Annotated in this window: 18 protein-coding genes and 1 other RNA gene; 4 read left to right on the forward strand and 15 right to left on the reverse strand. The window is 72.9% G+C overall.

The annotated features are described in order from the left end of the window. The 6 genes from ACIQR3_RS14705 to ACIQR3_RS14730 form a co-directional block, all read right to left on the reverse strand. Positions 1 to 1,562: S8 family peptidase (locus tag ACIQR3_RS14705; RefSeq protein ID WP_403538335.1), on the reverse strand; the 1,562-nt coding region annotated here is incomplete at its 3' end. Positions 1,563 to 1,698: 136 nt separating this feature from the next. Continuing rightward, on the reverse strand, positions 1,699 to 3,315 hold the full coding sequence (locus ACIQR3_RS14710; RefSeq protein WP_403538337.1) for a phospholipase A2: 1,617 nt from the start codon (positions 3,313 to 3,315) through the stop codon (positions 1,699 to 1,701). Between the two features lie 480 nt (positions 3,316 to 3,795). Then, positions 3,796 to 5,037: an acyltransferase gene (locus ACIQR3_RS14715; protein ID WP_403538338.1), complete on the reverse strand. Its 1,242-nt coding sequence runs from the start codon at positions 5,035 to 5,037 to the stop codon at positions 3,796 to 3,798. Further along, complete coding sequence (locus ACIQR3_RS14720) at positions 5,034 to 7,232, reverse strand: glycosyltransferase (protein WP_403538340.1); 2,199 nt, start codon at positions 7,230 to 7,232, stop codon at positions 5,034 to 5,036. The genes ACIQR3_RS14715 and ACIQR3_RS14720 overlap by 4 nt, the downstream gene beginning before the upstream one ends. Then, on the reverse strand, positions 7,232 to 8,809 hold the full coding sequence (locus tag ACIQR3_RS14725; protein ID WP_403538342.1) for a hypothetical protein: 1,578 nt from the start codon (positions 8,807 to 8,809) through the stop codon (positions 7,232 to 7,234). The genes ACIQR3_RS14720 and ACIQR3_RS14725 overlap by 1 nt, the downstream gene beginning before the upstream one ends. Positions 8,810 to 8,996: 187 nt before the next feature. Then, on the reverse strand, positions 8,997 to 9,962 hold the full coding sequence (locus ACIQR3_RS14730; protein ID WP_403538344.1) for a LysR family transcriptional regulator: 966 nt from the start codon (positions 9,960 to 9,962) through the stop codon (positions 8,997 to 8,999). Between the two features lie 84 nt (positions 9,963 to 10,046). Between ACIQR3_RS14730 and ACIQR3_RS14735 the strand changes: the two genes are divergently transcribed. After that, positions 10,047 to 11,408, forward strand: coding sequence for an MFS transporter (locus tag ACIQR3_RS14735; protein WP_403538346.1), 1,362 nt, complete (start codon positions 10,047 to 10,049; stop codon positions 11,406 to 11,408). Between the two features lie 197 nt (positions 11,409 to 11,605). Further along, positions 11,606 to 12,571, forward strand: a complete 966-nt coding sequence (locus tag ACIQR3_RS14740; RefSeq protein WP_403538348.1) for a LacI family DNA-binding transcriptional regulator — start codon at positions 11,606 to 11,608, stop codon at positions 12,569 to 12,571. Between the two features lie 71 nt (positions 12,572 to 12,642). On the opposite strand, the gene ssrA is transcribed toward ACIQR3_RS14740, so the two are convergent. The 5 genes from ssrA to ftsE form a co-directional block, all read right to left on the reverse strand. Then, positions 12,643 to 13,043, reverse strand: a transfer-messenger RNA (tmRNA) gene (ssrA, locus tag ACIQR3_RS14745). A 100-nt stretch (positions 13,044 to 13,143) separates the two neighbouring features. Beyond that, complete coding sequence (gene smpB / locus ACIQR3_RS14750; protein ID WP_251074993.1) at positions 13,144 to 13,686, reverse strand: SsrA-binding protein SmpB; 543 nt, start codon at positions 13,684 to 13,686, stop codon at positions 13,144 to 13,146. Between the two features lie 85 nt (positions 13,687 to 13,771). Beyond that, a complete protein-coding gene (locus ACIQR3_RS14755; RefSeq protein WP_403538349.1) occupies positions 13,772 to 14,983 on the reverse strand; it encodes a S41 family peptidase in 1,212 nt (403 codons plus the stop codon). 68 nt (positions 14,984 to 15,051) lie between these two features. Continuing rightward, positions 15,052 to 15,969 (reverse strand): permease-like cell division protein FtsX, encoded by a 918-nt coding sequence (gene ftsX, locus ACIQR3_RS14760; protein ID WP_215166899.1) that lies wholly within the window; start codon positions 15,967 to 15,969, stop codon positions 15,052 to 15,054. Positions 15,970 to 16,021: 52 nt separating this feature from the next. Continuing rightward, a complete protein-coding gene (ftsE, locus tag ACIQR3_RS14765; RefSeq protein ID WP_215166898.1) occupies positions 16,022 to 16,711 on the reverse strand; it encodes a cell division ATP-binding protein FtsE in 690 nt (229 codons plus the stop codon). Positions 16,712 to 16,991: 280 nt separating this feature from the next. Between ftsE and ACIQR3_RS14770 the strand changes: the two genes are divergently transcribed. Continuing rightward, complete coding sequence (locus ACIQR3_RS14770; RefSeq protein ID WP_403538352.1) at positions 16,992 to 17,183, forward strand: hypothetical protein; 192 nt, start codon at positions 16,992 to 16,994, stop codon at positions 17,181 to 17,183. 107 nt (positions 17,184 to 17,290) lie between these two features. Here the strand turns inward: ACIQR3_RS14770 and ACIQR3_RS14775 are convergent, their stop codons facing one another. From ACIQR3_RS14775 to ACIQR3_RS14790, 4 genes are all read right to left on the reverse strand, one after another. Further along, on the reverse strand, positions 17,291 to 17,932 hold the full coding sequence (locus ACIQR3_RS14775) for a hypothetical protein (protein ID WP_403538354.1): 642 nt from the start codon (positions 17,930 to 17,932) through the stop codon (positions 17,291 to 17,293). A gap of 311 nt (positions 17,933 to 18,243) precedes the next feature. Continuing rightward, entirely contained in the window at positions 18,244 to 19,350 is a 1,107-nt protein-coding gene (gene prfB / locus ACIQR3_RS14780) for a peptide chain release factor 2 (RefSeq protein WP_403538355.1), read from the reverse strand. A gap of 57 nt (positions 19,351 to 19,407) precedes the next feature. Then, positions 19,408 to 20,667, reverse strand: a complete 1,260-nt coding sequence (locus ACIQR3_RS14785) for a serine/threonine-protein kinase (protein WP_403538357.1) — start codon at positions 20,665 to 20,667, stop codon at positions 19,408 to 19,410. A 131-nt stretch (positions 20,668 to 20,798) separates the two neighbouring features. Continuing rightward, positions 20,799 to 22,508, reverse strand: a complete 1,710-nt coding sequence (locus tag ACIQR3_RS14790; RefSeq protein ID WP_403538359.1) for a protein kinase — start codon at positions 22,506 to 22,508, stop codon at positions 20,799 to 20,801. Positions 22,509 to 22,960: 452 nt separating this feature from the next. Between ACIQR3_RS14790 and ACIQR3_RS14795 the strand changes: the two genes are divergently transcribed. Next, positions 22,961 to 26,710, forward strand: a complete 3,750-nt coding sequence (locus ACIQR3_RS14795; RefSeq protein WP_403538463.1) for an FHA domain-containing protein — start codon at positions 22,961 to 22,963, stop codon at positions 26,708 to 26,710. Positions 26,711 to 26,805 lie beyond the last annotated feature (95 nt).

Below are 26,805 nucleotides of genomic sequence, written 5' to 3' on the forward strand. Positions count from 1 at the left end.
TCCGTCCCGTTCGTCGCCTTCAACGCGTACACCGTGCCCGCCGGATCCACCAGATCGACCTTCACCTCACCCAGCCACTCATGCGTGAGATCCACACCTACCCGCAACGCCTTCGGCGCCTTGCCGGAAACACCCTCGACCGTGATCGACGACTGGGCCGTTCCCGGGTCGGGTATGGCGTGGGCTCCGTCGTTGATGAGAGTCGAGCGGCGGGGCTTCGCGACCGGATCGGGCTCCGTTTCGCCGAGTGCCTCACCGATGTCGATACGCGGGGTGGTGGCACCTGTGTAGGCGACTGGCTTCCCGGTGGCTGTCAGCAGTGATTCGAGAGACGCGATGCTCTTGCCCGGATATGCCTGCCGGAGCACCGCCAAGGCACCCGTCACATGCGGAGCCGCCATCGACGTCCCGTTCTTCGAGGCGTAACCGTCACCGGGCACGGACGAGACGATGCCTGTGCCGGGGGCGAAGACGTCCAGCAGCGCACCCCGGTTGGTGAACGAGGACAGTTGGTCGTCGTCGGTCGTGGAGCCGACCGTGATGGCGGAGCCCACACAGCCCGGGGCGTTCACCGCGTCGCTGTAGCCGTTGTTGCCGGCCGCGACCACGGTGGCGACACCGTCGGCGAGCAGCGCGTCGATGGCCAGGGCACGGGGATCGCCGTCGCAGGCGGCGGTATACCGGCCGCTGCCGAGACTGAGGTTCGCGGCGACGACCGGCACTCCTGACTGCTCGATCTCCAGCACCTTCTCCAGCGCCGCGATCTGCGCACTGGTGAAGCTGAGCACGCAGGGCGCGGCGCCGGTGCCGCAGTAGGTCTCGGAGCTGAACTCGCTGAAGACCTGGATGGCGATGATGTCGGCGCCGGGGGCCACACCGGACGCGGGTGCTCCGGTGATGCCGTCGCCGTTGCCTGCGGCGATACCCGCCACATGGGTTCCGTGCTGGCATGCGGTGATGGCCGCGCACGCCCCGGTCTCGGAGTCGGCGGTGCCCGGCCCTTCCTCCTCGTCCTCGCCACCTGGGCAGAGGCTGGAGGCGGAGTAGTCGGAGTCGGCCGGGGAGAAGCACGCCTCGGTGACGACCCGGTCCCCGAGGAACGGGTGGCCGGTGGCGACGCCGGTGTCCAGGATGGCGATCGCGCTGCCGTCCCCGGTCATACCGGCCTGTGCGGCCCGGTCTCCGCCGATGAGCGGAACACTCTGGTCCAGGCTCGGCGGAACGGGCGTGTCCTCGGTGACACTCACCACGCCGGGCTGGGCCGTGAGAGCGTCCAGGCCCTCGCCGTCCACCTTGAGGGTGACGATCGGCAAGCTGTGGAACGTCTGCAGGATTTCACCGGCGGATGCCGCGCTGGACAGGTCTGTGCGGCTCCCGGTGACGACATTGACGCGGACCGTGCCGCCGTCCGCGGTGGCGTCGTACAGCGGCGGGTCGACGGGGTCGGCCGTCGCTCCGGCCGCCGCTAGGGGGGTGAGGGGCGTGGCGGCGTGAGCCGGCAACGCGCCGAGGGACACGGCGATCACCGTTGTGGCGACCGTCGCCCATATCGGTCTTTTCAATTTCTCTCCATCGAGAAGCAGAGGGCGGGCACATCGAGGCCCGAAGAAATCGCGCGTGCCGGAAGGCCGGATGGACGAGGATCACAATCCGACCTTCCTGCCTATTACGCGTGGTCTTCAGCGGTGCCGCAGACGGTCAGGTCGCATTCGCACCGTTCTTCGCCCGGCCGAACACCGTCACCGCCGCGTAGTACAGGTTCGCGGCGGAACGGCAGGGGCTCTTGATCCAGTAGCCGTTGCAGGTCTTGGTGTAGAGGGACGTCCAGAAGACGCCGTCCACGGCGAATCCCTTGTTGCGGGACAAGTACTTGTAGTAGCCCTTGTAAGAGTTGCCGATGGTGCCGTACCCGTAGTCGTGCTGGTCACAGGCGGGGCGGAAGTCGTAGCCCAAGGGCCGGTCCGGAGCGCTGGTGCAGTGATCGTGGTTGATGCCACGCACCTTGGTGCCGTTCGGCAGCTTCTTCCACGCGGGTGAGTGCCAACCGTAGTGCGCCACCTTCGTGGTGCAGCCGGACTTCGTGTAGTACATCCAGCTCGTCGCGGTGTTGCACTTCGACGGGTACGACTGCGGCCCCGACAGGTCCTCGTCCACGAACTCCGAAGCGGGCGGCGCGTCGGTAAGGGTGGCGTCGGGGTCCGAGGCGTCGCCGTCGACCGTGTCGCCCGGCGTCGGAACCGCCTCCCCGACCGGGGTGACACCCGGAAGCGCGGATCCCGCCGAGAAGTCCAGGTGCCAGTCGCCGCTGATCGGCGAGGTGATGTCGGAGAGCCGATCGATGGCGTCGTAGGAGTAGGTGGCCTGCGGCTCGCTCGACTCGGCCGGATTGGTCACGGTGCGCAGCAACCCGGACGAGTCATAGGCGTACCGGGCGAGGGTCTGCGTGGTGGCCCCTTCGGTGACGGTGATCTCCTTCACCTGTCCCACGTAGTCGCCGGCCGAGGAGGCCGTGGCCGTGGTGGCGGTGGCATAGGCGATGGTGCTGGTCGTCGCCGGCTTCTCACCGAAGGCCGGGTCCGTGATCTCGGCGACGCGCCCCTGGGCGTCGTACTCGACGTCGGTGGCGTAGATGTTGCTGCCGACGCTGGTGACCCGCCACGCGTCGGCGTCCGTGCCGGCCTGCTCCCACTCGTAGGTGGGTTTGAGGTCCGCCGCCGGGATCGGCTCACCCGACTCGTCGGTGAAGGTGTCGTCTCCTTCCTCCGTCGCGGCGAGGTCCACCCCGATGACCTCGACGATCGACGTCTCCAGAGTGCCCGTGGCGTCGTTCCACCTGGAGGTCTCGGTGATCTGGGACCCGTCGGCGGTCGCGTAGTTCTTGACGCCGCCGCCGTTCGGGAAGTCGACGCTGGAGGTGAGTCCGTACCGGAGCGTTTCCTCGGCACCCAGGTCGGTCACCAGGATGGTGTCGCCCTGCTGTTCCAGTGTCCTGTTGAGCTGGCCACCGACGAACTCCGCTTCCCAACTGGGGCCGAAGACGCCCATGTCGGTACGCGTGTCCGGAGCGTCCTCGGGCGAAGCGACACCGTCGGCCTGAGCACTCACCGAGTGTCGACGGTTGGCCACGATGCCGGCCACATCGCTCTCGGTCACCTCGAAGGTCTGGGTCTCCGAGTAGTACTGGCCGGGGCCGACATCCAGAATCGTCCCCTCCGCCAGCGGTTGGTCGATGGCCTCCGCCGCCATCGCTTGCTGCTGTGGAAGGAGCAGTGAAAGGCCGAGCACGGCGACGACGGGCAGCGCGGTTCTGCGCACAGGTCCCCCCTCATGGGATTCAGGTCGCTTGATCGCCTCGGACCTTAAAGGGCTGGTGATCTCGTCCACCAGATCATCTGAAAAGGGCGCCCGCACTCCCTCTTCGTTGCAGCAGTGAAAAGCGTCTCCCTCACTCACCGAGGTACAGCGAGTGAGGGAGAAAGTACTTTTACGCCACGCATGGCTCGAATGGCGAGGTATGAATCCGGCGAGATACCGGCAATGCCGTTTGCGACACCATCTCGCCCACTCGACAACGCGGCGATTTCGCACTGCCCGGCAGGCCGCGCGCCGACACCGAGGAGCGCGAACGGACCACACTTTGAGTAGTCGGGCATTCACGCTCGGGAAGCGGAACGTAAGACTCGACATTCCTGTGATCCGGATCACTCACACGGGGGACCGCATCCCGAGAACCATGATTTCAATCGCGATGCGCGTCACACAGCCACCGGATGCGAATCGTCAGCGGGTGACACGTCAGGCCCGGTGCGCTCCCGGCTTCCCCCGTGGCGCGGCCTGGCTCCCGTCGGGCCACATCTGCGGCCTGCGCTTGGCCGCCACGTCCTCCATCCAGCCGAAGCAGATGACGCAGGTGCAGATGAACATCCACACCAGCACCAGGACCGGCCACGGGCTCTCCAGCAGCCAGGAGAAGTGCTGCCACATCACGTCGATGTTCCACAGCTGGTCCCAGAGGGTCGCGGCGGTGAGGATGCAGATGTTGTGCCACAGGTAGATCGTGACCGCGCGTGAGTTGAGCAGGGTGATGATCCTGTCGAAGCGCCGCAGGAACCGCGGCCACTCCGTCCACGAAGGGCTGACGTGCAGGAGCAGCATCACCGTGGCGAAGGACCACAGGGACTGGGCGAACGGGATGTCGTCCAGGTCGTGACCGGCCTTGAAGCCGTGCGTCAGCGCGTACCAGAGGCCGTAGCCGGCGACGAACGGCACCAGGGAGGGGACGACGTACCGGGGCAGCTTCTTCAGGACACCCTGCTGGTGGGCCATGCCCAGGATCCAGCAGGCACCGAACGTGCTGAAGTCCGTGACGGCCGAGTCGATCCGGGTGAACGGGATGTGCACCCAGCCGAACTCCAGGGCGGCGGCCAGCGCGATGGGCGACAGGATCGTCGGCCAGGGCAGCGCCTTCAGGGCCTTGAGGATGACGGGGGACAGCAGGACGTACCAGAGGTAGGCGCGGATGTACCAGAGGGGACCGGCGAGCTCGGCGGCCCAGTCCTCGCCGATGATGTTGTGGACACCGGGCAGCCCCTCCGCGTACGGCGGGTCGCTGAGCGGCACGATCCAGTACAGCAGGTGGAACCACCACCAGCCGGGGTGGCCCTCCGCGTCCGGCCCCCAGCCCTGGAGCACCATGCCCGTGACGCCGACGGCGCCGAGCAGCCACAGCGGGGGCAACAGGCGGCGCATGCGGCTGCGGACGACCTGGACCGCAGGGCGCTTGAGCGAGCGCGCCATCAGGTTGCCCGCGAGCGCGAACATCACGCCCATGGAGGGGAACACCACCGGGAGCCAGGCCCAGCCCATCAGGTGGTAGAAGACGACCCGGAACAGGGCGACCGCGCGCAGCAGGTCGAAGTAGCGGTCACGGACGGGCTTGCGCCGCTCGGCCGTGGCCGGGGGCGCGGGCGGAGCCACGTCCCCCGTGGTGGGAGGCGGAAAGGCCGGTGCGCCCAGCGGGGGAGGCACTGTGCTCATCGGACGGGCTCCTGCTTCTCGTTCATGACGCGCTGCCGCTGCGCCGGTATCCCGCCGGGCGCCTCGACGACGCCCGTCCGCCGCAGTTTCTGCCAGCGCAGGCGGCCGCCGGTGAGGGCGGTGATCCAGGACTGGAGCAGCACGACGTACATGAGCTGTCGGTAGAGGATCTGCTGGAGGGGCAGCGAGATCAGGTGGGTCATGCGTTCGCGGTCCAGGCGGAAGGCGTACGCCGCGCAGACCGCCTGGAGCGCCAGGACGCCCAGCCAGGCGCCGATCGTCTTCTCGGTCGGGCCGAAGATGATGCCGTAGAGGAGGAAGATGTCGATCAAGGGGGCCAGCAGGGGGGCCACGACCATGAACAGGGACACGAAGGGGAGGCCCACGCGGCCGAAGCGGCCCGAGGGGCCCTTGTCGATGACGGCGCGGCGGTGCTTCCAGATGGCCTGCATCGTGCCGTAGGACCAGCGGTAGCGCTGGGACCAGAGCTGCTGGACGGTCTCGGGGGCCTCGGTCCAGGCGCGGGCGTTCTCCGCGTAGACGACCTTCCAGCCGTCGCGGTGCAGGGCCATCGTGACGTCGGTGTCCTCGGCGAGGGTGTCGTCGCTCATGCCGCCGACGCGCTCCAGGGCGGAGCGGCGGAACGCGCCCACCGCGCCGGGGATGGTCGGCATGCAGCCCAGGACGTCGTACATACGGCGGTCCAGGTTGAAGCCCATCACGTACTCGATGTGCTGCCAGGCGCCGATGAGGCTGTCCTTGTTGCCGACCTTGGCGTTGCCGGCCACCGCGCCGACCTTCGGGTCGCCGAAGGGCTGGACGAGTTCGCGGACGGTGGAGGGTTCGAAGACCGTGTCGCCGTCCATCATCACGACGATGTCGTGGGAGGCGTTGGCCAGGCCCCGGTTGAGGGCCGCCGGCTTGCCCGCGTTGAGCTGGCGGACGACGCGTACGTTCGGCAGGCCCATCGCCTCGACGATGCGGGCGGTGCCGTCCGTGGAGCCGTCGTCGACGACGACGATCTCGATGGGGTGGTCGCTCGACATCAGGGAACGGACGGTGTTCTCGATGCACTTGGCCTCGTTGTACGCCGGGACCAGCACCGACACCGGTTCGGTGACCGGCGGCCCCCAGGCGAAGTTCCGGCGGCGCACCTTGCGGGCGTGCGCGGCGGAGAGCAGGAGCATCATGCCGAACCGGCCGATGACCAGCGTGCCGATGACCGCGAGGCCGACGACCAGGGCGTCCGTGACCTTCTCCGACGCCTGGACGAGGAAGACCCATGCCTTGGCCTTCCAGAGGTCCGCGCCGGTGACCTCGGAGTGCGCGCTGGGCAGGTCCAGAGCCTCGGAGAGGTTGTCGAACTCGTACCCCTTCTCCTGGAGGCCGGGCAGGAACCTGTCCAGCGCCCGCACGGTCTGGTGGCGGTCGCCGCCGGAGTCGTGCATCAGGACGATGGCGCCCTCGCCGCCGTGCGGGGTGGCGCGGCGGATGATCTCGTCGACGCCGGGCTTCTTCCAGTCCTCGCTGTCGGTGTTGTTGACGACGGTGAGGTAGCCGCGGGAGCCGATGTACTCCGTCACCGGCCAGGACTTGTTGTCCATCGCGTCGGCGAAGGAGGAGTACGGCGGGCGGAAGAGGGAGGTGCGGATGCCGGCGGCGCCGGTGAGGGCGAGCTGGTTCTGCGACAGCTCCCAGTCGATGCGGGACTGCGACTGGTAGGAGAGGTCGGGGTGGTTGAAGGTGTGCAGGCCCACCTCGTGGCCCTCGTCGACCATCCGCTGGACCAGGTCCGGGTAGCGGGAGGCCATGGTGCCGGTGACGAAGAAGACGGCGTGCGCGTGGTGCTTCTTCAGCACGTCCAGGACCTTCGGGGTCCAGGTCGGGTCGGGTCCGTCGTCGAAGGTGAGGACCAGTTTGTGGTCCGGCACGCTCATCGACTCGGTGCGGCCGGCCCGGGTGTCGATGACCGGGCCGCCCTCCAGGATCTTCTCCGGCACCTTGTCGGTGGCGGCGGGCGGCTGGACGCGGTGGTCGGCGAGGATCTCGCTGTGCACGTAGCCGCGCAGCATGAGCATCGCCATCAGGGCGACGAGGACGAGCACCGGCAGCAGCAGGCGCAGCGGCAGACGGCGCCGCCGGGAGCCGCCACGGGCTCGGGGTGCGGCGCCGTGACGACGGGTGGGGGCGGCCATCAGTAGGTGTACTCCACGAGCGGTGAGCGGGGGGACGAGGTGCCCGGGGCCTGGGCGAGGGTGCCGGAGCCGAGACCGGTGCCCGCGCTGTCGCCGCCGGTGGTCGCGGTCGGGTCGGGCGTGGTGCCGCCGGTGTCCGTCGGGGTCGGGTCGGGCGAGCCGGCGGCCGGTTCCGTGGCCGTGTCGGTCGGGTCGGGCTCGGTCTCGTCACCGTCCTGGGCGGGCGCGGTGTCGGTGACGGTCGGCCCGGGGTCGGTCTCGGTCTCCGTCGGTCCGGTCGCGGGCGCGGTGTCGGTCGCGGAGGCGTCGGCGGACGGCGACTGCTCCTCCGCGCCGGTGGCGGAGGGCGTGGGCTGCGGGGAGGGGCTGCCCGTCAGGGAGGGGTCCACCGATCCGGTGGGCAGCGGGGTGGTGTCGACCTTGCCGGCCGGTGCGCCGTCCTCCTGGCCCGGTACGGGAAGCCAGGGCGCGTCGGAGTTGCCCGACAGGAGGGTGACGACCATGACGACGGCGTAGACGGCGCAGGCGAGGCCGACGGCTATGCCTATCCGGCGGTAGAGGCGGCTGCGGCGGCCCGACTCGTCGACGAAGACCGGCCGGTCGGCCGCGTCGGCGGACACCGGCCCGCCCGCCGCCCTGCGCAGCACCCCGTCCCCGAGCTGCACGGCGTCGAGCTGGACGGTCACCTCGTGCGGGTCGTGCTGCTCCGGCTCGTCCGCGGCGAGGGCGCCGCCGACCGGTCCGACCGCACCGCGGCCCGCGCCGGGAGCGGTGGCGGCCGTACCGAAGGCGCCGTCGCCCTCCTGCCAGGGGTCGCGTACGGAGGCGGGGGCGGGGGCGCTGGGCAGTACGTCCGTGACGGCGGTGGGAGCGGGGACGGCGGCGGTGGCGGTGGCCGGCCTGGGGAGCTTGGGCCAGCCGCTCGTCGTGGCGGCGGGGGCGGCGGGCCGGCCGGTCTCGACGCCGGTCCCGACGCTGGTCCCGGACGGGGACGGGGACGGGGGCGCGGGCGCGGGCGCGGGTGCCGTGGACGGCGGTACGGCCCCGGGGGCGCCGGCGGCCGGTCCGGAGCCCTTGCGCGGCACGTCCGCCGGACCACCGGAATCGGACAGCGCGGGCAGCACGGCGGTCGGGTCGGCCGGTGCGGGCACGGACGGCAGCACAGCGGTCGGGTCGGCCGGTGCGGGCACGGACGGCAGCACGGCGGTCGGGTCGGCCGGTGCGGGCACGGACGGCAGCACGGCGGTCGGGTCGGCCGGTGCGGGCACGGACGGCAGGACCGCGGTGGGGTCGGCGGGGCCGCCGACGGCCGGCAGCAGGTCCGTGGCGTCGGCCGGTCCGCTCACCGTCGGCAGCACGTCCGTGGCGTCGCCCTCGGGCACACGTACCGGAGGCGGTACGTCCGTGACGTCGGCGGAATCGGCGGAATCACCCCGGGCGTCACCGTCGGCGGCGCCCCTGCCGAACCAGGAGATCTCGCTCCCCGCGTGCGCCCCCGGCTCCGTCTTCGGGAACTCCCGGGTCCCCGACGCGGCCTCGGGCCACTCCGGTTGGGCGTCTTTCTGCCAGTTTTCCACGCGCCGCACTTCCCCCCAACGAGCAGGTACAGGGCGCGCTTCGACTCCGAGCACCCGTCGAGCGAACCCGGCCCCCACCAGGTTCGAGCGCCCCCATTACCACACAGTGCTCGGGGAACGAATGTAGCGCACCGACAGACGGTGTGTCGGCCAGGTGCCCATCTGTTAAGACGGGATCACACGCCCGTCAAGGCGTCATCACGTCCGCGTCATCGGCTGGAATCCATCCCTCGCGGGGCCGCCGCAGCCACCCCTCCTCCGCCGCGACCCGGCCCGCGGCCCGGCGCAGCGCCTCCAGCGCCGGGTGGACCAGCCCCTTTCGCCACACCAGGGAGACCGGCGACAGCGGCACCGGATCGACCAGGGGCCGCACCACCGTCGCGGGCATGGCCGGAAACCCCGTCACGGCGAGGACCGGATGCCGCGTCTTCGCCATCAGCCGCTCGAACTCCTCCTCCCCCACCGCCAGCGGAGCCGGCGGCGCCACCGCGATGCCGCGCCCCTCGAAGAGCCGGCGCGCGAGGTCGGTCCACTCCGGCGTACGGTCGTTGCCGGCGCCGGCGTACACGGTCTCCCCCGCCAGCGCGGCCAGCGGCACCTCGGGCAGCGGGGCCAGCGGGTGGTCCTCAGGGAGGATCACCGCCATCGGCTCGTACCGCACCGGCTGTTGCTCCAGGCCCGCCCGCAGCGCCGGTGCCAGACCGGCGAACCGTCCGAAGGAGGCGTCCAGGCGCCCGGCCGCCATCTCGGCGGCGGCCCAGGTCAGCCCGCTCTCGTAGCGGGCCATCAGCTCCAGTTCGGGGACGAGCGTCCGGGCCCGGTGCAGCACCCGGCGTCCGGTGCCGAGCCCCGGCGAGTTGAGGTCCACCAGCAGCGGGCGGACCTGTCCGAAGGCGGTCAGCAACTCGTCCTGCGCCTGGAGCACCCGGCGCGCGTACGGCAGCAGCCGCGCGCCGTCGGCCGTCAGCGTCACCTGCCGGGTGGAGCGGACGAACAGCTCGGCGCCCAGCTCCCGTTCGAGGCGCCGCACATCGCGGCTGAGCGCCTGCTGGGCGACGTACAGCCGGTGCGCGGCACGCGTGAAGTGCAGTTCCTCGGCGACGGCGACGAAGGCGCGCAGGAGGCGGGGGTCGAGGTGGCTCGGCACGGGCATCCGGAGAATTTACAACGGGAGTGCGTGAATCGGGACCCGGCAGGTGTTGGACCCCGCGTCCGGCCACGGGCGACGGTAAGGCCCATGCCGCACCACGCCTCTCCCCGCCCCCGCCCCCGCGCCTGCGACCGTCCCGCGGTGACCATGGCGGTCACCGCCGACAGCCTGGTCACCGCCGACTTCCGCCCCCGCGAACGGCGCCGCGCCTCCCGGGGCCGCCCGCCCGGCCCCTACCGCCGGCTCCTCTCCGTACCCGGCGCGCGGGCGTTCACGGCCGGCAATCTCGTCGCCCGCCTGCCGCAGGGCATGTTCAGCGTGAGCGCGGTCGTCATGATCTCCGGGACCCGTGGTTCGTACGCCCTGGCCGGCGCGGTCGTCGCGTCCGGGCTGGCCGTGACCACGGTGGTCGCCCCGCTGCTCGCCCGCCTCGTCGACCGGCACGGCCAGGCCCGGGTGGCCGTGCCCGCCACCCTGATCACCGTCCTGGGCGCCCTCGCCCTGGTGCTCTGCGTCCGTCAGGGCGCCCCGGACTGGACCCTGTTCGCCGCGCAGATCGCCACCGCCGCCACCCCCAACACGGGCGGCATGGCCCGCGCCCGCTGGAACCACCTGCTGCGCGGCGACCCCGCCGCCCTGCACACCGCCAACTCCTTCGAGCAGGCCGCCGACGAGCTGTGCTACATGCTCGGCCCGGTGGTGGCGGCCTTCCTGTGCACGGCGTTCTTCCCGGAGGCGGGCACGCTGGTCGCCGCGGCGCTGCTGATGACCGGCATCCTGCTGTTCACCGCCCAGCGCGCCACCGAGCCGCCCGCCCGTCCCGGCGCGTCCGCCGGGAAGGCCCCGCTGCGCGCCCCCGGCATCCCCCCGCTGCTGGCGGTGTGCCTGGCGACGGGCGCGGTGTTCGGCGCGCTGGAGGTGGTCACGATCGCGTTCGCGGACGCGCGGGGGCACCGTGCGGCGGCCGGGGCGGTGCTGGCGCTGCAGGCGGGCGGGTCGTGCGTGGCCGGGCTGCTGTTCGGGGCGCTGAAGCCGGCCGGCCCCGCCGCGTCCCGGCTGGCCTGGTGCGTCGCGGCGATGACCGCCCTGATGGCGCTGCCCCTGCTCGCGGCGGCCGGCACGGGTTCGCTGCCGCTGCTGGCCGGTGCCCTGCTGCTGGCCGGCATGGCGACCGCCCCGACGATGGTCACCACGATGACGCTGGTCCAGCAGCGCACCCCCGAGGGCCGCCTCAACGAGGGCATGACCCTGGCGGTGACCGGCCTGCTCGGCGGCATCGCCTGCGGCAGCGCGGCCGGCGGCTGGACGGTGGAGCACGTCTCACCCACGGCCGGGTACGGCATCCCGGTCACCGCGGCGGCGGTGGCCCTGCTGCTGGCACTGGCGGCAGCCGCCCGGTCCCGTACACCCAGGCCCAGCGCGCCCGGGTCCAGCGCACCAGCCCCGTGAGCCCCGCCCCACTCCCGAACACCCCCCGCGTCGCGCCCGCCCCACCCCCGAACACCCCCCGCGTCGCGTCCGGCCCATTGACGCCTTCGCCCACCGCGCCTACCTTCCTCCGTCCAAGCCGCTCCGACGGCGCTCCGACCGGCTCCCCGGAGGAACCCGACCATGCCGATCACGCCGCCCGCGCCGGGCACCGGCTGATGGCCAGGATCACCGACGTGGCGCGCCGCGCCGGCGTCTCCCCCAGCACCGTCTCCTACGCCCTCAGCGGCAAGCGCCCGATCTCCGCGGAGACCCGGCGGCGCGTCGAGGCGGCCGTCCGCGAGCTGGGCTACCGTCCGCACGCCGGTTCCCCGACCGGCGTGCTGGGGCTGCTGCTCCCGCTGCGCGGCGGGACGTGGGAGCCGGCGACGGCGGGCTGCGCGATGTCGGTGGTCACCGCCGCCCGCGCGCACGGTCACGACGTCCTGCTGATGACCGGGGAGGAGGGCGAGCGCTCCCCGCACCGCGCGGTGGACGCGCTGATCGTGACGGAGGTGGGCCTGCGCGATCCCCGGCTGCCGTCGTTGCGCGGCCGGTCCGCCGTGCTGATCGGGGTGCCCGCCGAGCCCGAGGGGCTGACCTGCGTCGACCTCGACTTCCGGGCAGCCGGTGAACGGTGCGTCGCCCGGCTGGCGGAGCTGGGGCACCGGGTGGTGGCGCTGGTCGGCGGGCCGCCTCAGGTGTACGCCCGGCACACCGCGTCCGCCCACCGGGTGGTGCGGGGCTTCACGGCCGCCGCCCGCCGTGCCGGGCTGGTCGCGTCCGTGCACCCGAGCGCAGCCGCGCCGGACACCGCCCGGGACACGGCCGAACGGCTGCTGCGCCTGCGCCCGGCGCCCACCGCCGTCGTCGTCCACAACGATCCGCTGCTGGCACCCCTGCTCGACGCCTTCGAAGGCCTCGGCCGACGGGTCCCCGGTGACCTGTCCGTCGTGGCGGTCTGTCCGGACGACGTGGCCCTCGCGGCCCGGCCCCCGGTCACCTCGGTCACCGTCCCGTCCGCCGTACTGGGCACCCGGGCCGTGGAGCTGGCGGTACGGGCCCTCACCGGTCCCGCCGCTCCCGGCGTGCACCTGCTGCCGCCCCGCCTGACCGACCGCGCGAGCACGGCTCCCCCGGCATGACGGTCGCCGGCGTGGCCGCATGACAAAGGCCCCGCCGCTCGGGAGCGACGGGGCCTCGGCCCACATGGGAACTGTGGAGATGGCGGGAATCGAACCCGCGTCCAACGGTGCGGAACCAGGGCTTCTCCGTGTGCAGTCCGCTTCGATTTTCTCGGCCCCGGAGATCACGCGGACAAGTCTCCGACGGGCCCAGTCACTGTTTGGTTTCCCTCTTCACCCCGTGACCGGGATCAAGGTTTAGTCCCCTAGCTGATGCCAGGATCCGGGTCGGGAACAGCCCCGGGCTGACACTCCCTTTAGTAGGAGGCTCGCTTCGCTACCTGAGATCAGGCAGCGAGGGCGAAGGCCTGCTGGGAGGAATCGCGCTTGGTGTTGGCGATTATTTTTTTCGGCCTGTGGTTTACGAGATCATGGCCGCTTCCTCGACACGCTTCCCCTGCTTCGACAGCCGCTGTCGAAACCGATCATCCCCATGTTGATTTTTCAAACCACTGCACCGGCGAGCGATGCGAGTGCCATCGTACGTGACCAACGCACGACCGTGCCAGCTTATTCCTGACGTCCCGGAGGGCTCAGCCCCGCTCCCGGCGCTTGATCGCCGAGATCGTCCGCTCCGCCTCCCGCCGGTCCTGCTTCTCCCGCAGCGTCTGGCGCTTGTCGTACTCCTTCTTGCCGCGCGCGAGCGCGATCTCGGCCTTGGCCCGGCCGTCCTTGAAGTACAGGGCGAGGGGGACGATCGTGTGCCCGGTCTCCTGGGACTTGGCCTCCAGCTTGTCGATCTCCTCCCGGTGCAGCAGCAGCTTGCGCTTGCGGCGCGCGGAGTGGTTGGTCCAGCTGCCCTGGTGGTACTCGGGGATGTGGGCGTTGTGCAGCCACGCCTCGCCCCCGTCGATCTGGACGAACCCGTCGGCCAGCGAGGTCCGTCCCTCGCGCAGCGACTTGACCTCGGTGCCGGTGAGCACCATTCCGGCCTCGTAGGTGTCGATGATCGCGTAGTCGTGCCGGGCCTTCTTGTTCTGGGCGACGATCTTGCGCTTGCCGCCCTTCTCGCCGTCCCGGGCCTTGCCGCCGCCCCCGCCGCCCTGCTTGGGCTGGGACTCCTTCGGTACGTACATTCCCTTGCTCATAGTGCGCCCATTTTCGCACTACGGAGGGGGTCCGCGGGAAGCCGATTACGTGACCGGGCAGCCTGCGGACGCGCTACCGCCCCAGTCCGCCCAGCAGCGTCGCCGCCCGGTCCACGGCGGTGGGCCGGGCCGGGTCGATGTCCAGGTCGGGGGTGATGCCGGTGCCGTCGACGCCGCGGCCGGAGGGGGTGCGGTAGTGGCCGACGGTCAGTTCGGCCACCGAGCCGTCGGGGAGCCGGCTCGGCATCTGGACCGAGCCCTTGCCGAAGGTGCGGGAGCCCACGACGACCGCCCGGCCGCGGTCCTGGAGGGCCCCGGCGAGGAGTTCGGCCGCGCTCATCGTGCCACCGTCGACGAGCGCGACCAGGGGTCTGGAGGTGTCGCCGCCGTCCTCGGCGTGCAGGGCGCGCTGGTCGCCGTCGACGTCGTACGTGGCGACCAGGCCGCCGTCGAGGAAGGCGGAGGCCGCGGTGACCGCCTCGGCGACCAGCCCGCCGGAGTTGCCGCGCAGGTCGAGGACGACGCCGGTGCCGGCCGGGGTGTCGCGGACGGCGGCGCGGACCTGGTCGCCGGCGCCCTTGGTGAAGGAGGTGATCCGCACGACGCTCGCGCCGCTCGCGAGCCGGCGCACGGTCACCGGCTGGGTGCTCAGCCTGGCCCGGCGTACCGTCTCGGTCCACGCGCGCGTGCCGCGCTCCAGGCCGAGCCGCACGGTGGTGCCGGCGGGCGCGTCGGTGGCGTCGCCGCGCAGCAGGGAGACGACCTCGGTGACGGGACGCCCGTCGACCTCCTCGCCGTCGACGCTGCGCAGCCGGTCGCCCACGCGGACGCCGGCGCGGGCCGCGGGCGACCCGGACCGCACCTTCGTCACCTCGACGGCACCGTCGCGCCCGCGCCGCGCGGAGATCCCGACGCCGGTGTACCGGCCGTCCAGGGCCTCCGCCAACTCCTCGTACTCGCCCCGGGAGTAGACCGCGCCCCAGCGGTCGCCGCTGCGGCTGACCGCGCGCTCGGCGGCCTCCACCGGGGACTTGCCGTCGGCCATCGCCTCGGCCGCCGCCCGCGCCACCTCCCGGCGCGAAACGGCGGAAGCGGCGGAAGCGGCCGAAGCGGCGGACCCGCCGGACCCCGCGGACGTACGGGCCGCCTCGGCCGCCGCGTTCGGGTCGGCCTCGGGCAGCGAGCCGGTGGCCGCACCGGCCGCCAGGACACCGGCGAACACCAACGTCAGGGTGGCCCCGCGGCGGAGGCGGCGGGGCGGGCAGAACCGGTCACGACCTGACATGCCGGTGAGTGTAGGACACGGCAAGAGGGCCGCACGGGAGCTTGCCCGTACGGCCCTCTTGGCATGTGTCACACCTTCAGATACTTGCGCAGCGCGAAGAACGCGGCCAACGCCGGCATCAGCACACTGGCCGCGATGATGAGCGGCAGCTTGGTCAGTACGGCGTCCCAGCCCACGAAGTTGATGAGGGTCAGCTTGTTGGACAGGGCCATGCCGTGGTCGATCGTGAAGTACCGGCCCACGACGAGGAACACGCACGCCAGGGCGCCGCCGATGGCGCCGGCGACGGCGGCCTCCATGATGAACGGGGCCTGGATGTAGAAGCCGGAGGCGCCGACCAGCCGCATGATGCCGGTCTCGCGGCGGCGGCTGAAGGCGGAGACGCGCACCGTGTTGACGATCAGCAGCAGGGCCACGACCAGCATGAGCACCATGACGCCGAGCGCCGCCCGGTTCATCAGGTTCAGCAGTTCGAAGAGGTTGTCCAGGATGCCCTTCTGGTCCTGCACGGACTGCACGCCGTCCCGCCCGTCGAAGGCGGTGGCGATCACCTGGTACTTCTCCGGGTCCTTCAGCTTGATGCGGTACGACTCCTGCATCTGGTCCGGCGTCAGGGAGCTGGCCAGCGGGGAGTCGCCGAACTGCTCCTTGTAGTGCTTGTACGCCTCGTCCTGCGACTCGTACGTCACGTCCTGGACGACCGACATCTCGTCGAGGTCGGCGAGGATCTGCTTCTTCTGGTCTTCGGTCACCGCGCCCTTGGCGCAGTTGGGGTCGGACTCGGCGTCGCTCTTGTTGCAGAGGAAGACGGAGACGTTGACCTTGTCGTACCAGTAGCCCTTCATGGTGTTGACCTGGTCGCTCATCAGCAGCGAACCGCCGAACAGGGCCAGTGAGAGGGCGACGGAGACGATGACCGCGAAGGTCATCGTCAGGTTGCGGCGGAGACCTACACCGATCTCCGAGAGGACGAACTGGGCGCGCATGGCGTCTGGTTAAGCCTTTCCGTGGATGCCGGGCGTGCTGCGTGTCTGCGTGCTAGTGCTGGTAGCCGTAGACACCGCGCGCCTGGTCGCGGACGAGGCGCCCCTTCTCCAGCTCGATGACGCGCTTGCGCATCTGGTCCACGATGTTCTGGTCGTGCGTCGCCATGATCACGGTGGTGCCCGTCCGGTTGATGCGGTCGAGCAGCTTCATGATGCCGACGGAGGTCTGCGGGTCGAGGTTGCCGGTCGGCTCGTCGGCGATGAGCAGCTTGGGCCGGTTGACGAACGCCCGCGCGATGGCCACGCGCTGCTGCTCACCACCGGACAGCTCGCCCGGCATGCGGTCCTCCTTGCCGCCGAGCCCGACGAGGTCGAGCACCTGGGGCACGGACTTGCGGATCTCGCCGCGGGACTTGCCGATGACCTCCTGCGCGAAGGCCACGTTCTCGCCGACCGTCTTGTTGGGGAGCAGGCGGAAGTCCTGGAAGACCGTCCCCAGCTGGCGGCGCATGTGCGGCACCTTCCAGTTGGACAGGCGGGCCAGGTCCTTGCCCAGGACGTGTACCTGGCCGTGGCTCGCCCGCTCCTCGCGCAGGACCAGCCGCAGGAAGGTGGACTTACCGGAGCCGGAGGACCCCACCAGGAAGACGAACTCGCCCTTCTCCACTTCCAGGGAGACGTCCCTGAGGGCGGGGCGGTTCTGTTTGGGGTAGGCCTTGGAGACGTTGTCGAATCGGATCACGGATGCACCACGGGTCGCCGGGGGTAGATGAGCGTGACCATACGCGAAGTGGGTATGGGACCGCAGTCACCGGTCGGGGTTGCGTCATGCTTGCGCGTTATGTCCGCGTTACCCGCGCGCGCCGCGGGCGTGATCCGGGCGGGCGTCCGCGCCGGGTCCGTACACCGTCCCCGGCGGGACCGCGCGCAGCGACGCGCGGAACCTGGCACAGTGGAAGGGAACGTCCGCGGTGGCGCGAGCGTTGTGTACAGGTGGACACCGGTGCGAGGAGGGCGAGCGCATGACGTACGACCGGTTGGTGTGCGCGAACTGCGCGGCGCCCGTGAGCGAGGGCCGCTGCCCGGTGTGCCGGGCGAACCGTGAGCGGCTGCAGCAGGAGAGCTTCTTCGGGAACCTGACCCCGATGACGCTGATCGCGCTGGCCGTGGTGCTGGTGGCGGCGGTGGCCCTGCTGGCCCACCAGACCGCCTGACAGAGGCTTCGGCAACGGCCGAGGGGCCCGGAGCGCCGTACGTACGCTCCGGGCCCCTCGGCCGTTGTGCTGCGCGCGTACGGCGTCCCGTACGCAGGCGGTCACCGTCAGGCAGCGGCGCCCCGGCCGGCCGCCAGGCGCGGCAGGAAGCGGAAGCCGATGCCTCCGGCGATCATCGTGGCGGCACCGATGATCAGGAAGGTGGTCTCGGCGGCACCGGTCTCGGCGAGCTCCTCGCCGTTGCCCTGGGCCGAGGTCTGGGCGGTGGTGTCCGTGCCGGTGTCGGTCAGGGACGAGGTACCGGCGCCCTGGGCGGCGTTGTCGTTGCTGCCGCCGTCGGTGTCGGTGTTGTCGGTACCGGTGTTGCCGTTGCCGGCGTTGCCGTTCCCGTTCCCGTTCCCGTTGCCGCCGCCGTTGCCCGTGCCCTCGCTCGGGTCGTCACTGGGCTCGACCGGGTCGGTGGTGCCCGGGTCGGTCGGGTCCTCGGTGGGGTCCTCGGTGGGCGGCTCCTCGGTCGGAGGCTCCGACGTGGGCGGCTGCTCCGTCGTGGGGTCCTCGCTGGGGATCTCGGTCGGAGGCGTGTCGCTCGGGGTCGGAGTCGGATCCGGCGTCTCTTCCGTGACGCCCAGGCCGATCTCGACACCGATACCGGTCGCCGAGGCGGCACCCGCCGCGGTCAGCGAGGCGCCGGCGGCGATGATGGCGCCGGCCGCGAGCCGCGCGACACGAATCCGTGTCTTCTTCGTCATATGGTTGCTACCCCCAGTAGCTGAATCGTCAGTGTGGCGGCGTCTCGGGGCCGTGATCGACGGGAGTAGCTGCTCTGTGAAGCCCCCCGGTTCACATGCGCCCCAGAAACACGCATGCCGCGCATCACCTTTCCCATTTTTAAAGGCAACGTCAAGGCCGTTGCGTACACGATGTCCCTGTACGGGGCCTATGCCGGATACAAAGACTGTGAGTGTGATGTAAAACCCGGACATCGGCCACGAAGAAAAGGCAACTGCCACCACGAGGGCGGCAGTTGCCTTGTCGACAAAGCGGCGTACGTGCGACGCCGTTACTTCTCCTGCTGCTTGCGCCAGCGAATTCCGGCCTCCAGGAAGCCCTGGATCTCCCCGTTGAACACGGCCTCGGGGTTGCCCACCTCGTACTCGGTGCGCAGGTCCTTGACCATCTGGTAGGGGTGCAGCACGTACGAACGCATCTGGTTGCCCCAGGAGTTGCCGCCGTCGCCCTTGAGGGCGTCCATCTTGGCCTGCTCCTCCTGGCGGCGCCGCTCCAGGAGCTTGGCCTGGAGGACGTTCATCGCGGTCGCCTTGTTCTGGATCTGCGACCGCTCGTTCTGGCAGGAGACCACGATGCCGGTGGGGAGGTGGGTGAGGCGCACCGCCGAGTCGGTGGTGTTGACGCCCTGGCCGCCGGGGCCGGAGGAACGGTAGACGTCCACCCGCAGTTCGGACTCGTCGATCTCGATGTGGTCGGTCTGCTCGACCACCGGCAGGATCTCGACGCCCGCGAACGAGGTCTGGCGGCGGCCCTGGTTGTCGAAGGGCGAGATCCGCACCAGCCGGTGCGTGCCCTGCTCCACGGAGAGCGTCCCGTAGGCGTACGGCACCTGCACGGCGAAGGTGGTCGACTTGATGCCGGCCTCCTCCGCGTACGACGTCTCGTAGATCTCGGTCTTGTAGCCGTGCTGCTCGGCCCAGCGCAGGTACATGCGCTGGAGCTTCTCGGCGAAGTCCGCGGCGTCCACGCCGCCCGCCTCGGCGCGGATGTTGACCAGCGCCTCACGGGAGTCGTACTCGCCGGAGAGCAGCGTGCGGACCTCCATCTCGTCGAGGGCCTTGCGGACGGAGGCCAGCTCCGTCTCGGCCTCGGCGCGGGTGTCCGGGTCGTCCTCCTCCTCGGCCATCTCGAAGAGGACCGCGAGGTCGTCGATCCGGCCGCGCAGCGCCTCCGCCTTCCTGACCTCGGCCTGGAGGTGGGAGAGCTTGCTGGTGATCTTCTGCGCCGCCTCCGGGTCGTCCCACAGGGAGGGCGCTGCCGCCTGCTCCTCGAGCACGGCGATGTCTGCCCTCAGCTTGTCGAGGTCCAGGACGGCCTCGATCGACTCCATGGTCGAGGAGAGGGACTTCAGCTCTTCGGATACATCGACGACTGCCACGCCTCCAGCGTAACGGCTCCGCCGGGCGGCCCACGCCGGGCCGTACGGACGCCGCCGCTACGGGGTCTCCGGGGCAGAGTTCCGCGTGTCCTGGGGGCCCGCGTCGGAATCGTCACCGCTGGTGGCCAGCCAGGTGCCGACGCCGATGGCCGCCAGCAGCGCCACGGCGCCCGCGCCGACCGCGGCCCGGCGGCGGCGGGCGGCGGCCCGGTTGCGCGCCGAGCCGGGCCGGCGGGCGCCCGGCGTGCGCGGGGCGCGGGCGGTGCCGTGGGCCGGGCCGGCCAGCTCGTCGGGGGCGGGGACGCGCATGGACGTGTGGGTGTCCCGGTTGGAGTCGGCGGGCTTGGCGCCGGGCACCAGCGAGACCGCGCCGCGCCGCCGGACCTCGTCGCCGTCCCGTCCCGCCCCGGTCCCGGCGGACGGCTCCCGGTCGGCGTCGGCGGCGTCCTCCGGCTGCTCCCCGCCGGAGTCGTCCACGTCGAGCGGGGGCATGCCGGCCAGCATCGGCAGCAGCTCGCGCAGCCGGGCGCCCAGTTCGGAGGCGCGCAGCCGGGAGGCCGGTGCCTTGGCCAGGCACTGCACCAGCAGCTGCCACAGCTCGTCGGGGATGCCGGGCAGCGGGACGACGGTCTCGGTGACGTGGCGGCGCAGTACGGCGCCGGGGTGGCCGCCGCCGAACGGCGTGAACCCGGCCAGCAACTCGTACAGGACCGTGGCCAGGGCGTAGATGTCGACCGAGGCGCGCGGCGGGAGGCCCTCGACGATCTCCGGGGCGAGGTAGTCGGGGGTGCCGATGATCTTCGTGGCGCGGGTGCGGCGCGGGGTGTCGATGAGCTTGGCCACACCGAAGTCGGTGAGCAGCGCGCGGTGCGAGCCGCCGGGGCCGAGCGGGCCCTGCATGTCGAGGAGGACGTTCTCCGGTTTCACGTCGCGGTGCACGACCCCGGCGGCGTGCGCGGCGGCCAGCCCGTCGGCGACGTCTGCGGTGATCGCCACCGCGGCCTCGGGGGGCAGCCGCCGCTCGCGGTCGAGCCGGGTGCGCAGGTCGGTGCCGCGGACCAGGTCCATGACGAGGGCGAGGTCGTTGCCGTCGACGACCAGGTCGCGCACGGAGACGACGTGCGGGTGCTCCAGGCCGAGCAGGGCGGTGCGCTCCTGCACGAAGCGGCCGACCAGCTCCTGGTCGGACGCGAGGTCCTCGCGCAGCAGCTTGATCGCGACGGGTCCCTCGGGGCCCTCGCCCAGCCACACCGTGCCGGCGCTGCCCCGACCGAGGATCTGGTGGGCGGTGTACCGGCTGCCGATCTTCCGTGCCAAGACTGCTCCTACCGACGCGTGTTGCCGACAAAGCTACGCGTCCGTGGAGCCGGCCTTCACCTCCGAGGCGGAAAACACCCGTGGGATGTCGACAAATCGCCGAACCCGCCGTACAGCGGGCGGAACGGCGGTCAGCCGGTGCCGCCGGAGTCGCCGGAGCCGCTGCCCAGGTCCCCGATCCAGTCGGTGGCGGTGCCGACCCAGTCGGTGAGCTGCTCCCAGTAGCCCTTGCCCGTGCCGATCCAGTCCTGGAGCGGGCTCAGCTCCCAGATCAGCCAGCCGGCCACGAACAGCACGACGATCGTGACCAGGCAGCCCTTGAGGCAGCCGAGGCCGGGGATGCGCATCGGGTTGGCGCTGCGCTGCCGGGGCTCGCGCCGGGGGCGCTGCGGCTCGGGCGCGGGCGGCGGGGCGTACCGCTGCGGCGCGGGCTGCGGGGGCGGCGCGGGCTGCTGCGGCTGGGGGGTGGCGTACCGCCGCTGCGGCTGCTGCGGCTGCTGCTGGCGGCCGTAACCCTGCGGGGGCTGCGGGGGCTGGCGCCGGGGTTCTTGCGGGGGGCGGGCGACCTGGCGCTGGGGGCGGCGGCGCAGCGGGTCCTCGTTCGGGTCGAGGTACTGCACCTGCGTCTGCTCGTTGCGGTCGCGGGCGGCGCGCAGCTGGTTCTGCCAGGGGTGCGGGTCGTCCGGGTTCTGTCCCTGGGGGGACTGGCCGGGCGGGCCCGGCGGTACGGGCGGCATGACGGCCGTCGGATCCGCCGCGCCGGCGGGGCCGCCGGTGTGCGGGAGCACGGCGGTGGGGTCGGCGGCGCCGGCCGGGCCGGTGTGCGGCAGGACGCTGGTGGCGCCGTTGGGGTCGTACACGCCGCCCGGGTTCTGCGGGAGCACCTGCGTCGGGTCGGCGGCGCCGGGGGTGTCCGGGACGGACGCGGGCGCCGGGTCGGGGACGAGGAGCGCGCCGACGTTCTCGGCGGCGCCGATCTGCGCGGAGTTGGCGTGCACGCCGATGCCCTCGGCGACGACGCGCAGGCCGCGCGCCAGGTTCTCGGCGCTGGGGCGTTCGTCGGGGTTCTTGCGCAGGCAGCGCTCGATGACCGTCCACAGGGGGTCGGGGACGGTGGACGGGCGGCGGGGCTCGGCGCTCAGGTGCTGGTGCAGTACTTCGAGCGCGGAGCCGCCGGAGAACGGCGGGCGGCCGGTGACCAGCTCGTACAGCAGGATGCCGGCGCCGTAGATGTCGACGGCGGAGGTCTGCGGGCGGCCCTCGGCGGACTCCGGCGCGATGTACGCGGGCGTGCCGACGAACTCGTGGGTACGGGTGAGGCCGGGCGAGTCCGCGAGGCGGGCGATGCCGAAGTCGGTCAGCATCGGGTGCAGCCGGCCGTCGTCCTGCTTGAGCAGCACGTTGGCCGGTTTCAGGTCGCGGTGGACCACGCCGTCGGCGTGGCTGGCGGCGAGCGCGTCGGCGATCTGGGCGGTGAGCAGGGCCGCGGCGACGGGGCTGAAGGGGCCGTTCTCCCGCAGGTAGCGGTGCAGGTCGGGGCCGTCGACGAGGTCCATGACCAGGGCGAGGAGATCGCCCTCGACGACCAGGTCGCGGACCCGGACGATGTTGGGGTGGGTGAGCCGGAGCAGGACGGAGCGCTCCCGCAGGAAGCGCATCACGACGTCGGCGTCGTTCGCGAGCTCCTCCTTGAGGACCTTGATCGCGACGGTCTCGCCGGGCTGTCCGGGCACGGCCGCCTCGGCGCCCGCGGTCTCCCGCTGGCGGGCTCGCCAGACGGTGCCGGTGGCACCGCGTCCGAGCGGCTCCTCCAGGAGGTACTTGCTGCCTACCGGCCGCACGTCATGCGCTCCCTGTTGCTTGCTGGCTGTTCCGACCCACTGTCCGGACCACTGTAGTGCCGAGGAGTACAGCACCGGGCTGTCGTTCGGCTGTGCTGCTTCCGGAAGCCGCGGCCGTCCCGGAACGTGCCGGAAGATGTTCGAAGGAAAGACGCGGGATCCGCTCCCCCGGTTGCCGGACGCGAACGTGACCGATCTCAAGCGGTATTCAAACGATCATCTTGAGATCACTGGTCAGGCATTTTTAAGGGCAGAGCCGACCAATCAAGATCATTTGACAGCCGGGGCCGGGCGCGTTGTCAGTGGCAGGTGCGAGGATGCGTGCAGTACTGGCCGACGTGCGCGTGCGGCGGGTGGGGGAAGTCCGTGGTGACATCCGTGGTGGGGGACCGCGGGGCGGCTTCGTCCCCCCGGCTGCGCGGGCGCCCGCGCAGAAGGGACCGCTGACGGCGATGCAGATCCGGCTGACCGTCGTAGACCCGCTGGGCCCGTCCTCCCCCACGGCGCCCGGCCTCCCCGCGCGCTGCGACGTGCTGGTCACGGCACCCGCCGGCACCGCCCTCGCCACGGTGGCGCCGGCGCTGGCCTCGGCGGTCCCGGGCGGGGACGGCACCGGTGCGTCCGGTGCGGGCTCAGGTTCCGGTTCCGGGCCCGTGGTGCTGTACGCCGGTGAGCGCCGCCTGGACGCCCAGCGCTGCACCCTGGGCGAGCCGCCGCTGGTCGACGGCGCGGTGCTGTTCCTCGGCGCCCCCGGCGACCCCGAGCCGCATCCCGAGTCGGCCGACGCCCCGGCCCAGCTCCACGTGGTCGCGGGCCCCGACGCGGGCGGCGTCCACCTGCTGCACGGCGGACAGATCCGCATCGGACGCTCCGCCGACGCCGACGTGGCGCTCGACGACCCGGACGTCTCCCGGACCCACTGCGCGGTGACCGTCGCGGCCGACGGCCGGGTCGCGGTCGCCGACCTCGGCTCCACCAACGGCACCACCCTGGACGGCACGCGCGTGGGCGACCGCGCGGTGCGCTTCCCGGCGGGGGCGCTGCTGCGGATCGGCGAGTCGGCCCTGCGGCTGGCGCCCGCGCCGGTGGCGGCGGCACGGGTGGAGACGGCACCCGACGGGGAGGGGTGCGTGCGGGTTCGGGTACGGGCCGGACGGGCCGGCGGGGGCGGTGAGGCGGGCGGGGGTGCTGGTACTCCTGGGGCTCCTGGGGCTTCCGGCGGTGTTCGGCCGGCTCCTGGCGGTACGTACGCGACGGGCGGCGGCACGGGCGCGGGCGGTGGGGACACGGCGGCGGGCGGCGGTGCGGCGGGCGGTGGTGCGGCGGGCGGCAGGCGCGCGACCGGAGGCGGCGCGACCGGAGGCGGCGTGGCTGGTAGTGGCGTGGCCGGCGGTGGCTCGGCAGGTGGTGCCGCGACCGGAGGCGGCGCGGCCGGCGGTGACGTGACCGGGAGCGGGGTGGCCGGCAGCGGCGTGACCGGCAGCGGGGTGGCCGACGAGCACCTCGCGGCGCACGCGCGCGTGGCCGACGCGGCGGACGCGGTGGACACGCGCGGGAGCGACGGTACGGCGGGCGGGCCGGCCGGGCCGGGCCGGGCCACCGGGTACACCCACGGCACGCACGGCACGATGAGCGTCGACGGACCCGGACGCCGGGGACCGGGACGAGGACAGGGACCGAACCACCGTGCCGCCGAACCCCTGGTCCCGGAGCAGGGCGGCGCCCCGCGCGCCGAGAGCCACGGCGGCGACGCCCCGGCCCCCGCGGCGGTACGGGCCGACACCTCCGGCGCCGCCCACGGGGGACGGCCGGGCACCGGCCCCCATGACGCCGCCGCCTTCGGGGGCGAGGCCGGCAGCGGCCGCAAGGGAACGCCGCTGCGCGGCACCGACGTACCGCCGGGCATGCGGCGGCGCGGCGGGCTCACGGCCTGGGCCCGGCGGCTGGCCGGCGGACGCGGCGAGCCGCCGGCGGCCGGGACCGAACCGTACGACGCACCGCCGGCCGGCCTGCCCGCCGTACCGTCCCCCGCTCCCGCCCCCGCGCCGGAGACGTGGCCGGACCCCGCCGCCCTGCTGCTGACGGCGCTGGGGCCGGGCCCCCGGCTGTGGGAGCGCGGGCCGGGGCACCCGGAGGCGCTCACCGTGCGGCTCGGCACGGCCGACCGGGTGGCCCCGGGCGGCGCGGCCCCGCTGCCCGCGGTGCCGGTGACCGCCGGGCTGCGCGAGGCCGGGGCGCTCGGGCTGGCCGGACCGCGCGAGCGGCTGGCCGGACTCGCCCGCGCGGTGCTGGCCCAGCTCGCCGCGCTGCACTCCCCCGACACGCTGGAAATCGTGCTGATCAGCGCGGACCGCGGGCGTCCGCTGCCGCGGCGCACCGCGGAGTGGGCCTGGCTGGGCTGGCTGCCGCATCTGCGTCCGGGGCACGGACAGGACTGCCGCCTGCTGCTCGCCCTCGACCACGACCAGGCCGCGGCCCGCGCCCAGGAGCTGGTGCGCCGCCTGGAGGACCACCTGACGGACACCCGGACGGCCACCGGCCCCGTACGGGCGGCGGCGGCCCCGGACCGGCGCCCCGCCTGGGCCCACCCGGACGACACGGGCGAGGCCCCGGCCGCCCCCGGCCCGTTCACCGTGGTCGTCGTGGACGGCGGCCTGCCGAGCGCGGACGTGCACGAGGCGGTGGAGCGGCTCGCCCTGGAGGGACCGCGGGCCGGCATCCATGTGGTGTGCCTGGCGGAGACACCCGCCGCGTCCCCCGCCTCCCCGGTGACGCGGACGTACGAGGCGGCCTGCGCGGTGGCGCCGGTGTTCCGGCGCTGCGGGGCCGTCGCGCTGCTCAGCGGGGACGTGGCGACGACCCTGCGGCTGCTGCGCGTCGCCCCCGAGGGCGCGGCCCCGGCCGGCCCGGTCGGCCACGGCACCCTCGCCACGGTGGACGCGGTCTCCCTGCCGTGGGCGGAGCGGTTCGCGCGGGCCCTGGCCCCGCTCCGCCCCGAGGGCGGCTCGGGCGAGCGGCACGCGCGCGTGTCGGCACCGCTCCCCCAGGCCGCCCGCCTCCTCGACGAACTGGGCCTGGCCCGCGCCACCCCGGCGTCCCTGATGGCCCGCTGGGCGGACGCGGCCGACGACCCCCAGTCCCTCGGCGGCCGGGCGCACGGCGTGCTGGGCGCCGGACCGCGCGGCCCGGTCGGCGTGGACCTCGCGGCCGACGGACCGCACCTGCTGATCGAGGGCCCGCCCGGCAGCGGCCGTACGGAGCTGCTGCGGGCGCTGGTCGCCTCGCTGGCCTCCGCCGAGCGCCCCGACCGCCTCGGCGTCGTGCTGATGGACGGCCGGGACGGTACCAGCGCGGAGCAGGGCCCCGGCGAGGGCCTGCGGGTCTGCACGGACGTGCCCCACGTGACCACCCACCTCACGGCCAACGACCCCATACGGATGCGGGAGTTCGCCCAGTCGTTGAGCGCGGAGCTGAAGCGGCGCGCCGAGCTGCTCGGCCGGTCCCACTTCACGGAGTGGCACACCGGCCGTGAGGTGTCCGGCCGGATGGTCGCCCAGCGGACGGCGGGAACGGCGGTGTCCCGGAGCACGGGTACGTCCGGCGCGGGCGCCGCCGACCTGGACACCCCGCCCAGCACGACGATCCGGCTCCGCCCGGCCGCGTCCCGCCGGCAGGCGGAACCGGCGCCGCCGCTGCCCCGCCTGGTCGTGGTCGTCGACGACCTGGACGCGCTGGTCACGCCCCCGCTGGGGTCGCCCGGCCGGCCCGCGGCGGGGTCGGTGATGCGGGCACTGGAGGCGGTCGCACGGGACGGCGAGCGGCTCGGCGTCCACCTGGTGGCCGCGACCGGCCCCGGCGGCCGTACGGCCCAGACGGAACCGGCCCTGCGGGCCACGCTCCGCGTGACCCTCGACGCCCCCGTCCCCGGCCCGGACGAACCGGCGCCCGGACGCGGCCACTTGACGGGCCCGGACGGCCGTACCGTCGCCTTCCAGGGCGGCCGGGTCACCGGCCGCATCCCCCGCACGGCGACCCTGCGCCCCACGGTCGTCCCCCTGGACTGGCACCGCATGGGCGACCCCCCGGCCCGCCGCCCCGTCCGCGAACTGGGCAACGGCCCCACCGACCTGGCCCTGCTCGCCAGCGCGCTGGAACGGGCGGCCCGGGAGGTGTCGGCGGCGGAGGTGCCGTCGTTGCTGTAGACGGGACGTCACCACAGGTGACTCACGGGTTACTCACATCTTCCGCGTTGTTGGCCGGCGGCTTCGTTTTCAGTCAAGCCGCGTCGCGGATCTTG

This window comes from Streptomyces sp. NPDC090994, assembly GCF_044768905.1.
In the GTDB taxonomy this organism is placed as follows: domain Bacteria; phylum Actinomycetota; class Actinomycetes; order Streptomycetales; family Streptomycetaceae; genus Streptomyces.